Source organism: Nitrospira sp. BLG_2 (genome assembly GCF_049222245.1).
Genome location: NZ_JBLYIG010000638.1, coordinates 1 through 10,825 on the forward strand (window position 1 = coordinate 1; position 10,825 = coordinate 10,825).

The 10,825-nt window shown below is 54.8% G+C and carries 10 protein-coding genes; 4 read left to right on the top strand and 6 right to left on the bottom strand.

Annotated features, from left to right (window positions below; all coding sequences use genetic code 11):
* Positions 1 to 487: 487 nt before the first annotated feature.
* Entirely contained in the window at positions 488 to 1,228 is a 741-nt protein-coding gene (locus ACOSYY_RS16960) for a sensor histidine kinase (protein ID WP_421663973.1), read from the top strand.
* A gap of 207 nt (positions 1,229 to 1,435) precedes the next feature.
* Positions 1,436 to 2,017 carry a hypothetical protein gene (locus ACOSYY_RS16965; protein ID WP_421663974.1) on the top strand — a complete coding sequence of 194 codons (582 nt, stop codon included), beginning with the start codon at positions 1,436 to 1,438 and terminating at the stop codon, positions 2,015 to 2,017.
* 259 nt (positions 2,018 to 2,276) lie between these two features.
* Here ACOSYY_RS16965 and ACOSYY_RS16970 read toward each other — a convergent pair whose 3' ends face one another.
* Positions 2,277 to 2,999 carry a hypothetical protein gene (locus ACOSYY_RS16970; protein ID WP_421663975.1) on the bottom strand — a complete coding sequence of 241 codons (723 nt, stop codon included), beginning with the start codon at positions 2,997 to 2,999 and terminating at the stop codon, positions 2,277 to 2,279.
* A 171-nt stretch (positions 3,000 to 3,170) separates the two neighbouring features.
* Between ACOSYY_RS16970 and ACOSYY_RS16975 the strand changes: the two genes are divergently transcribed.
* The gene (locus tag ACOSYY_RS16975; RefSeq protein ID WP_421663977.1) at positions 3,171 to 3,926 is read left to right on the top strand and encodes a hypothetical protein; all 756 of its coding nucleotides are present in this window, start codon (positions 3,171 to 3,173) and stop codon (positions 3,924 to 3,926) included.
* A 60-nt stretch (positions 3,927 to 3,986) separates the two neighbouring features.
* Here the strand turns inward: ACOSYY_RS16975 and ACOSYY_RS16980 are convergent, their stop codons facing one another.
* Together ACOSYY_RS16980 and ACOSYY_RS16985 are read right to left on the bottom strand one after the other, a co-directional pair.
* A complete protein-coding gene (locus tag ACOSYY_RS16980; protein ID WP_421663978.1) occupies positions 3,987 to 4,379 on the bottom strand; it encodes a hypothetical protein in 393 nt (130 codons plus the stop codon).
* 7 nt (positions 4,380 to 4,386) lie between these two features.
* Positions 4,387 to 5,847 carry a hypothetical protein gene (locus ACOSYY_RS16985; protein ID WP_421663980.1) on the bottom strand — a complete coding sequence of 487 codons (1,461 nt, stop codon included), beginning with the start codon at positions 5,845 to 5,847 and terminating at the stop codon, positions 4,387 to 4,389.
* A gap of 1,857 nt (positions 5,848 to 7,704) precedes the next feature.
* Here ACOSYY_RS16985 and ACOSYY_RS16990 point away from each other — a divergent pair.
* Positions 7,705 to 8,343, top strand: a complete 639-nt coding sequence (locus ACOSYY_RS16990; RefSeq protein WP_421663982.1) for a hypothetical protein — start codon at positions 7,705 to 7,707, stop codon at positions 8,341 to 8,343.
* A gap of 140 nt (positions 8,344 to 8,483) precedes the next feature.
* Here the strand turns inward: ACOSYY_RS16990 and ACOSYY_RS16995 are convergent, their stop codons facing one another.
* The 3 genes from ACOSYY_RS16995 to ACOSYY_RS17005 all read right to left on the bottom strand — a co-directional run.
* The gene (locus tag ACOSYY_RS16995) at positions 8,484 to 8,912 is read right to left on the bottom strand and encodes a hypothetical protein (RefSeq protein WP_421663984.1); all 429 of its coding nucleotides are present in this window, start codon (positions 8,910 to 8,912) and stop codon (positions 8,484 to 8,486) included.
* A 133-nt stretch (positions 8,913 to 9,045) separates the two neighbouring features.
* A complete protein-coding gene (locus tag ACOSYY_RS17000; RefSeq protein WP_421663986.1) occupies positions 9,046 to 9,636 on the bottom strand; it encodes a hypothetical protein in 591 nt (196 codons plus the stop codon).
* 226 nt (positions 9,637 to 9,862) lie between these two features.
* On the bottom strand, positions 9,863 to 10,825 hold a 963-nt coding region (locus ACOSYY_RS17005; RefSeq protein WP_421663988.1), incomplete at its 5' end, for a sigma-54 interaction domain-containing protein.

The following is a 10,825-nucleotide window of genomic DNA, read 5'->3' on the forward strand; positions in this document are numbered from 1 at the left end:
CGAGCTCAGCTCGTTGTTGCGCTGACACTCTCTGAAAACCCTATTGCAGATGGCCTCCGTACCCTCCTAGAATCGGCCCTCTGTCGAGGGGTTTATGCCGTTTGCGCTGCGTCCATATCGTCGCTTTCCTGTCGTGAGCCCCGTGACCTACGAGACTGAGGTCAGAGTGGGAAAGGGCATGAGCGCGGTGACATTTGCTTCCTGACCGTGATGCTTCCCACGAATACATCGATCTCGGTGTTGGCGAGAGTGGTCCGCAGGGTACAAGACGAAGACATAGGATTGAAACCCTGGTCATGGAAGCCACCATTTCCAATATGTGGGGAGATTGCGACGCTTGTGAGAGTGTTGGAAGGCAAGGGCCTGGGGACGAAGCAGGCACCGTGTGACCCGCATCACCGAGTTTGCCGTCTCGTGTTTTTTCCGAAATACCGGTCTCCGTACCATTAACAGGAGGACGGCCGGTGCCACGCCGAGAGGAGGAATCATGGACAAGGAGAGAGAACGCGCCGCTGCCGCGATAGCCAGGGCTCAACTGGAGCTTGAAGAGGCTCTTGCGGAACTCGATGTCATGCCCGCGCTGGATTCCCGTGCGGTGGCACTTGCTACCCACATGCTCAACAACTATCTCACCGTCACCGAAGGAACGGTCGAATTGATTCAAAAACACCTGGCGGCCTATGGCGATCAGCAGGTCACGACGTGGCTCGAGGGGTTGCAGCATGTGACCGATCTGATGCATCGGACGGTCAGTCAATTAGTGATGAATACCCCGTCCGCCACCGAACCGGCACTCCGGTTCGAGAAAGTGGAGGTGTCGCTGATGGTTCAACGGGTTTGCCAGTACCACCAACGGGAGGCAAATAAGAAGGGCATTCTGGTGGTGCACAATGCGTCGAGCAGCGTGCCGCCGGTCCGTGCGGATCGGGTCATTCTCGCCGCCGTTTTGAACAACTTGCTTGCGAATGCGGTGAAGTATTCGCCGCCCGGAACGCGGGTCGAGGTGCGCGTGCAAGATGCGAACGGCTGGGTTCGCTGTGACGTGCAGGACCAGGGAGCGGCCCTCAGCCAGGATCAAGCCAAACTCTTTCAAGAAGATGTACTGGGATCTGGTCTGGCCATGGCCCAGCAATTGATCGAACAGATGGGCGGCAAGATCTCCTACGCGAACGTGTCCGGCCAAGGTTCCTGCTTTTCAGTCCTTGTCCCGCAATACAAGACTGAATGACGGTTGACAGACTTATGGATGATTCTAGTATCCACCGCCTCCCATGCCTCCCCCAGACGATCCTGTACCTGCTTTCAGTTTCGATCTAGCACAGTGAGATCACGAGTAGGGTCTCCTTTTTCGAGGGGTTCAATTTGGTGAATTACGCATGAACTGCTATCTTTGGCCGGAAATAGCTCAGGCTCTCCAACCGAAGGAGATCACACCATGTCTCGATTGGTTCAAATGCAAAGAGTCCCACTTCAATGGTTTGCTTTACTTCTCGTGCTGTCCATGGCCGGATGCCCGTGGAACAAGAGCGGGGGGATCATGATCAAGCCAAATGACATGACTCCTCCTAGCCTCACGCTAGATAGCAGCCAAGCGGAGGGACAGAATGTGACAGTACGTGCGGGTGGGACCGGCCAGAACATGACACTCACGAGTAAGACGGGTGTGCTGAACCTGCTCGCTACGGCGAAGGACTCCGAGAGCGGTATTCACGCACTGGAGATCTGGGTTAATAAGAAAACCACATTTTGCGACGCCAACGGATCGTGTATAAGGCATGCCCCATTATTGGGTCGGTTGGCGTTCGAGAGTACCTCCCTACAGAAGAATCCCGGCGAGTCTAGTGCGGAGTCCAGCATCTTAGCTCAGCCGCTGGATCTCTCCAAGGAGATCCGCCAAGGGACAGTCCCCACAGGCACCTCCCTCAGGATAGAGCTGACCATCTTTGCGAAGGCGGTGAACCACCAGGGTGGCCAGACGCAAACGCCAGAAATCACGGTGATATGGAGTGAGCCATAAGGCTAGAGGATGTTGTTTCGGCGTTGGTCAGAAAACGGAGGAACACATTGGTATCCACAAAGGCACTAGCCATGCCCAACCACCTTCTTGGCCCCCCTGCCTCACGGACTGTCGAATCTTCTCAAAATCTTCCGGGTGCGTTGATGGCTGGGACTGAACAGATCGGAGCTGGTCGGCAGCCAAATAGGAAGGAACTATTCCGACCCAGGAACTCACTACACATCGAGACAACATGGGACATGAGATCTTAAAACGTTCCCTACGTCGGTTTGTTGGCCTCGGTGATGGATTTATGAATCACCAAGTCCTGACCTCCATAATTTGACACCCATGTGATCGCCGCCCCCGTGTCATACTTGAGCCGTGTGACCTGAAACCATGCTTCGTGGCGATCTTCACTGACCTTCATGACGATGGTCGCTGGACGCGTCGGCAGGCTGATCGGCGTGCGAAGTGTTCCATCCATGCATTGCACTTCATATAGGAGGGTCCGACCACCCCACGTGAAGCGGCTGGGGACGTTGAGGTCGTTGCTCGGACACACAAACTCTCCTCTGGATTCCGCTTGTGCCGTCAAGTCGCCGGTGATGCGCAGAACATCGCGCCGAGTCACGTCTTGGGCCCAGGCAATGGGCGGAGTGCTCATGGGGTGTTGGATGCGATGGAAAAACCAGCCATAGTTCGGTTGCAACGGGACGAGAAAATAGTAGATCAGCGTCACGGTAGGACACCAGAGCCATCGCCAGGTTCGTTGCCTACTCGTAATGACCGCCAGACTGCCGGCGAGACCAAGAAATCCCAGCGCCATCCAAGGAACTGCGTCCCATAGATAGGGGTAAGCAACGGCATAGTGATTGGGGTGCTTTGCCATCGACCACAGGGTCAACCGTGCACTGCCGACAGTAAATACATTGCACGATGGCAGGATGAGCAGGATCGCGAGACTCAGACCACCCAATCGCGTCAACAAGCGACGATTCATGTGCTAAGCCTAGCAGGGGGCAGCCTGTCGTCAAGGATTGCACACAGTCAGAACGACGCCCACCGCGAGGGCCAGGCGTATTTCCTGGATTCAAATTACCACTGCGCAGGGCAGCCATCTGTGTTATGGTGCTCGACCACTTTGCCCTGACTCTTCTGATCGGTTCTTCGTATGAAGCGGTGGCCGTTTCTATTGTCTGCCCTCCTGTTCGCCTCGATTTCGTCAACCTCCATTCCAGACGTGCAGATCCAAGCAGGGTCCGATCATCAGAATCCCGCAAGTGAGACACGTGCTACGAAGGATCATCACGGAGGGCATGCCGATGAACGGTGGGAGGAACCACACAGAGGGAAGGCATCCTCAGAGTTCACTCATCACGTGACGGGTTCGCTGGAAGTGATCTTTGGTCTCGTTGAGTTGGGGGCTGCGCTTCAGTACCCTCTGCCCTACTGGACTCGCTTCATTCTTCCGGGTGCGCTCGGTCTTATCGGAGGGTTCACGCTGATTTGGAGCGACCGTGACGCGTGGCCGCTTGGCTCCCTCAGCTTTGTGGCGACGTTTTTCGGTGACGACCGTGAGATGATTGAACACAAGGTCTACGGGATTCTTACCTTCGCCACCGCCTTCTTTGAGACGCTCCGTCGCATCGGCAAGGTTCGACACCCGGCGTGGGCCGCGCCACTCGTCTTGTTAGTCCTGGCGGGTGGGCTATCGCTCTTCGTCCATTCCCACGGGAATCACCCCGAAGCGGCGAAGATCCAGTTCCAACACTCGTTGTTAGGCATCGTCGATGTCGGTGCAGCCTTCTCCAAAGGCTTGGCGTCCTGGCTGCCCCGCGCATCGTCTCAAACGAGGAATCGGTGGAACATGGCTTGGGCGGGATTGATCATGCTCTCGGGGTTGCTCCTCCTCGCCTACTCCGAATAGGGTGGGGACTTTGCTGAGATGGAGGAGGCCTCGTTGGAATGCCCTGTGGTCTCTCTGTGTTCAGAAGCTCAGTAATGACGCACGCACTGGTGGCTCAATGGTTACGGGAATATCAGTTGTCCCTGGATAGATTTGGTGGCGCGGTGGGCTGCTCCCAAGTTGCGGAACATCGGACCACACCACGAAGTGATTCGTTCCGTCAAATGCGATACTTGGTTCACCCTCGGCACCAGGGGCCGTAACAATCGCAGTACCTGACGAATCCAGCACACGTCCCACCGGTGAGACCCGTGCTCCATATACATCCGTGCTCTCGGTTGGTCCACTCCCATTGCGTGTATCTCGCCAGACCACCAGATAATTGGTGCCGTCGAACGCGAGTACTGGTTCGACTTGTTCGCCCGACGCGCTGAAGATGGGAAACTCCCCGAGTACCTGTCCTGCCGGCGTCACTCTGGCCCTAGTCGGTCCCGTTCGATGCAATGCCGGAAGGGCCAGGATTGGTGAAGTCCGAATTCGCTTCTGTGACTCCGGTGGCGATGGTCACAGGGACCGAACCGGCTTGTTGCCCATTGACAAGATACGACACTAATTCTTCAGAATTCGTCTGCGCGAACCCCGGGAATTGCGTCACGCTGTGTCTCTTGATCACCCCGATGCCAGGTGCCAGCCACATTGTTTGCGTTTGTCGTGCTGCGGCTGCTGATCCACTTTTCGAGAGACTCACCGTGAAGGTCAATTGCAATTGAATCTGTACGCTATTCGGAAACGTACCGGCGGGAACGTCCACGGTTTCAAACTCGATCACGGTCACCTGAGACGTAAGATTGGCCGTTTCATTGGTCCCATCGCCATCGAGGTCTTGTCCGAAATCGAGACCGCTCTTTGTGATGGGATGGAAGGACGCTCCTACGTGGAGCGGAAACCGCACGTCTTGGTAGGGAATAACTTGGGGCGTGATAGGGTCCCTGGGATCATTATTCCCACGAAAGGTGATGCCTGTGGTCTCCTTCGTCAGGTAGGCGTCCTTCGGCGTGCCGGAGCCATCGGGATTGCTCCGTGAGAACACGGTGGCCGTAACCGATCCAATGGGCTTGGTCCCGGTAATTTTATGCACGTCCTGAAAGTTGATGGTCGGCTGGCCGGTTTCTGCATGGGTTCCGCGAAAATTCCAGACGCTTCCCTGTGCGAACGGAAAATAGTTGCCAACATCCCCGGGGCCTCGGGTGGTTTGTCCGGCTTCGGCAGCATCGGTCATGAACGCAATCAATTCGGTGTTTGCAAGGACGGCAGTTCGAATCGCGGTGATGGTCGCCTCTAGATCGGCTCCACCGGTGAAAGACGTGGCCTTCGTCAGAAGTTTTACGGCCGCCGCGATGTGGTTCACTTCCTTCACGGTGAAGTGACTCAAGGAAGCCTCTGGTATTGACGCAATCCGCTCCAAGACCAGGCGGACCGCCAGTTCCGAAGTCGGGTCTACATCCACGGTGGGGTTCGTCACGAAGGCACGAATCATTCTCCCCGTAGGCCCGGTTACCTGGACGATCAACTCGGTTGAGAACGGGAGACTTTGATCAGTCCAGGTGAATGAGTATCGGCCCTCCGATGTGGTGCTGGTCGCAAGTGTGGTCACACCCGTGCCGGTCGAATTGAATCGTGCCAGCTGTATCGCGGTGCCATCAGGGACCGGACTGAGTCCCACGAATGATGCGTGAGCGGTCCGCATCAACAACTTGGTCAACTGCCCGATGAATCCACGAGGCTCGGTGAAGGCCACCTGTCCATTGGGAGCTTGAACGAAACCCGATATCGTTGTAGCTGCCCCCTCGCTTCCTCCGTTCCCTCCGCTGCACGCTGATAGAAGGAGCACGAGCACGACCATTCCGGCACAATGCCCAAGGTTTTGTCTTCGTGTGCTCATAATTCCCCTGCTATGAAACATGGAAGGAAGATGAAACCACAATTTTCATGCATCAGTTATGAGAAGCTTACTTATCGATAGCTCGACTGCGATGCATGCATCGCAAACACGAATCACTGACGCGATACTCTTCACTAGGAAGTAATTCTGCTCACTGGCATGGGTTGTCTTAGCACAGTCCTCGATTCATCAATAGGTAATGGAAGCCCTACTGCAAGAGACGAAGAAGACCCTAGTGCATGTGAGTGGGGCTATGGAATCAAAGAGATACCCCTCGCTCTCCACGTCCGCTCCTGAGAACTAGTTAATGCAGGAAATGAGGGGGGAAGGGTCTGTCAAATCCAATTTTATGAGTCCGAATTTGGCTACCACGGTGCTACCGAAACAGGGCAACCCAGGGCCATTTATAGCCTCCTCCGGCGCATCGTTGGTTATTGTTTTCGATGGACGTAGATGGTGAAATGGGGACTAGAGAGGATTTGTAAACCGCAGGCCGGAGGTTCGATTCATCTCGCCAGCTTCACACCTTACCGCTGATATTCCAACATCACAGGTCCTGGCCGATATGGGCTGGTATCGCGCTGAAGGTGGGACAGATCCTCAGGCATCAAGAATCGTCCCTCTAACATCTTAGGGAGATGCCTTGTTGCACGCCCTCCTAGAAATGACCATTATCGACTCTATTCCATATCGACCGGACAGGCGGCTTTCTCATTCCACTGAAGGAGGTCATACCATGCCTGGGAAAGCGGACATCATCACGTACATTATCCTTGGAGCCTTTGCATTGGCGATTATCATCTTTGCGTTGATGAATACAGGGTATAAGCAACCGGGTTAGAGAGTGCGTGGTTGTGATTGCCGTGGAGGTGGTTTCCTTATGGCCATCGCCGATGGCTAATCGATGAGGGGTGAAGTGTGCATGGAAAGAGGAATGCGAGAGTCTTCCACAGCACGATCATGGCAAGACAGCAAGACAGAATGTCTTGCCATGGACAAGACATCTTCACTCGCAAACGCCCTAGTTAGTGATCTAGTTCGGACGATGGCAACTGCTTCCAATGAATCCCTGCCTTCGGCTGAAATTCGCGTACCGCTGTGACTTTATTCAGTACAGTTGTGTCGACAAAGGAAGTCATTCTTCCTTACCTGTCCCTCAGAAAGCGAACTGGTAGGTCCGACGAATTCCGAGACAGGTTTCTTCGCTTCCATTCCATATACGCCATCTGTATCACCGACAGGTAGTTCTCGAGTCGAAGCTGCTCCATATCATTGAGAGAGCAGTCAGTCTCCAAGGCGTCCGTCACCTCAAGACTTGCACGGATAAAATTCTTAAAGATAATCGGGTCCATGTAATAGCACGAACGTGCAAGCACCAAGCCAATCATTTTTACCAAGGCCCCCACGAACCCCGAACTAGGAACTCCTCTAGTGATGATCGGAGGTCGCCATCATGCTGTGGCAAGCCCAAAAAGAAGATGGTCTGTTCTCCGCGACCACCCTTCAAGTGTCTGTGGTATTTCATGTAATATTTGATGATGGCAGTTTTACGACTCCATCGCCCATAGTCTTCGCATTCGTGCTGTTGCCATGCTGATGGTCAGAAAACGACTCCCCACTAGATTGAAACGGAATGGGATACATGAATAGTGTGAATAACAATCAGTCGCCATGAGGCCACACGTGTCCCGTTCCGACTTCCGGCTCATGAAGCTTATGGTCCTACCCCCTTCCCTAGGAGCACCCGCATTGGAGGGTTCGTTACGATCGCGAGGGTCGTTCAGAATGGAAGAATGCTCGTAATCGAGTCTGGCTTCTATACGCCGTTATATACAAGGCGGCAAAACGGAATACTCTATGGCAATGCGTAGCCTCCTCCTTCTCGTACTGTTGGTCGGCCTCTCTGGTTGTATCGTGACGTATCGTGATTTTCCCATTGCGAATCCCTTCCCCGGCATGTCTGCGACGCCTGCGCCCGTTCCTTGTCATCAGACCGTTCAGTTTTCATATGGTCTAGCGGAAAGCGAGAGTTATGGAGCGACATGGGGAGGGCCTTATCAGTGGACATATAGTGGCATGTTGTCACCACCGGGCGTGGCCCGTGCCCTGCACGACGCTCTTCAACTTGCGGGCTGTAGCGGTGATCCCCTCTACACGACGTGGCCCAGGACGGAAGTCGTGGTCAAGGTTCTTGAGAAACCGTATCCGTGGCATTGGTATGGTGAGCTACTGGGACGGCTCTCATCAAGTACGTACTTTGTCATTCCGTTCTATATTGATGAAGGCGCCTGGGAATTCTCCTACAGCGTCCACCAAAATATGCTCACAAAGACGTACACATACGACATTACGTCGAGACAATTCTATTGGGTCTTGTTGCTCCCTTTTTCCTGGATGAACGTCTTCACCTACAACCTCGAAGACGCTGTGCGCTCGACGACGGCTCAATTTGTCGCGGATGCCCGGCGAGATGGATATCTGGGAAGAACGGATTGACTCGTGGACAATAGCTGACGTTTCATTAGGTACTGGCAACTAAGCATACGCTACGTTGTTGTTCCTGATCATAAAATACCCGTTACAGCGGACACTATGCATTCCCGATCTTTAACGGCATGCCTGCGCGGACGAGGCAACTATGTCTTTGCATTCCAGCGGGTTTTTCTGAAGGGAAGTACAGGTGCCGGCGACCTCAAAGCTTTTTTCAAGACCGTCTGAGCCCTAGCAGCCTTATCATGGAGCTCGTCCAGTGTGGTTCCAACCGGTTGAATGAGCCAATCGAGTTGTTCGAGCGCTTGTTGAGACTTCTCCAATTCCGCCAGTGATTGCTTCAGTTGATGTTCGAGCACTTCGGTGTCCCGTTGTTGCTTCTCCCGCTTCAATGAGCCCTTCTCCCGCGGCAAGCGTGTCACCGAAAGAACGAGTTGAGCATGGGATAGGGCATCGAAGAGCGCCGAGCGTTCCGTCTCGATTCGCTTTTGCCGGGGCGCCCGATTGACAAAGGTTTCTGCCGTTTCCGCCAAACGCCTGCAGGCTTGAATTAAATCCGCATTGACAGTGCTCATCGCGGGTTTACGCATGGTGACATTGTACCGAGTACACGTTGCACCGCCACTAGTTAAAGCCTTAGGCGGCCTCTTGCACTGAAAGAATCGGGTTACTTCAGAAACCATCGTTTTCACTCACACCGATCTCGCCCTACTGTGATGGATAGCTGTCGATCGGAATCATGACATGGGCATAGGGAGTGCCTGCCCACATGACCCAAGGGCCGCCGTTGTTCGGGTTCGTCGGCACGCCTTTCAACGTTTCCGCATCAGGCACGAGGACCATCACGTGGGCACCGAGCTTATCCACCCACTCATCTCCCGGCTTGGGTTCGGTCGCATATGGATCAGTATTACTCACCGGCCGGTCGCCCTGCAGCATATAGGCAATTCCTATTTGGGTAAATGTGGGTTTTTTCTTGTTCTTCAACGCATCCATGAAATGACGCCACGATTCGTTCATACATATGGAGTCTGTTCCTGCCGTACCGGGATCATCCGGCAAGCACATCCATCCATTGCTTCCGATGCGAACCACTTGTCCGTCTCGATTGAGAATGGTGGCATGCTTCGAAAGCGACGATGGCGCGGCGTTCTCCGCAGCGGCCGATTCGGCTGCTTGACGGACCGCGTCACGGCGCGCCCCTCCCTCGCCGAGGACGAGTGGCGGTGAGAGCGCGACGGTTACGGCGACGATCAACGCTCCACCCAACACCATCATGGATCTCCCTAATCGCATCATGGGCATTTTCCTTTCTCGATAAGACGGCCACTATCATCCGTATCGTAAGCGCTCGAAGATTGCGAGTGCAATGAAAAAGCCGCGGTGCGATAGACGTGATCGAGAGGCGGCGAGATACGCCGTCGGAAGAAAGAGCACGGCTGCCTGAAACACAAAGGCCGCGTCACCCGGGACGCGGCCTTCTGTACATCAACCTAGGAGTCCTCAGATCGAAGGGATCGAAACTTTATCGCTCCGCCTCGGTCAAATTCGCTTCACGTTCAAAGTCTTCCATGTCCGAATCCGGCCGTTCTTTCGTGGTCGACGGATGAAGACCATATTTTCTCAGCATCTTATAGAAGTCGGCTCGGTACCGGCCGGCGAACTGCGCGGCGCGCGAGATGTTTCCTCCCGTCAATTGCAGGACATTCTTCAAATATGTCCGCTCGAATTCTTCTTTGGCCTCCGTCAGCGGCTTGAGCGGCGAATCGGGCGACACACTGACCGCCGGCAGCAAATCCGGGGTGAGCATATCTTGCCGCGACATCACCACGGCCTTCTCGACCACGTTCTCCAGCTCGCGGACATTACCCGGCCAGGGATTGATCATCAATCGATGAAGCGCCGAAGGCGTGAATCCCTTCACCTCCTTGTTCGCCCGTTTCACGCTGAGCTTGAGGAAATGTTGCGCCAACAACGGGATATCGTCCCGACGATCCCGCAGCGGTGGAATGAACAGAGGCACCACTGAGATTCGATAGTACAAATCGTTGCGGAACGTCCCGTTCTTCACCGCTTCACCCAGGTCCTTATTGGTCGCCGCGATGATGCGAACATCTACCTTGACCGAGGTTTCCGATCCGACCTCTCGAATCTCCCGTTCTTGCACGGCGCGCAATAATTTCACCTGCATGGAAAGCGGCATCTCGCCGATCTCGTCCAGGAACAGCGTGCCGCCGTTGGCCATTTGAAACAATCCGCGCTTGGCGCCGAGGGCGCTCGTGAACGCGCCCTTCACATGCCCGAACAGCTCGCTCTCGAACAGCGTTTCGGGTATGGCGGCGCAGTTGAGCGCCACGAAAGGACCTTTCCCTCGCCGACTGTTCGTATGGATGACGCGAGCCATCACCTCCTTGCCGGTTCCGGTTTCTCCAAAGAGCAAAATGGTCGCATCCGAATCGGCCACCTGCGCGATTTGCTGGAAGAGCCG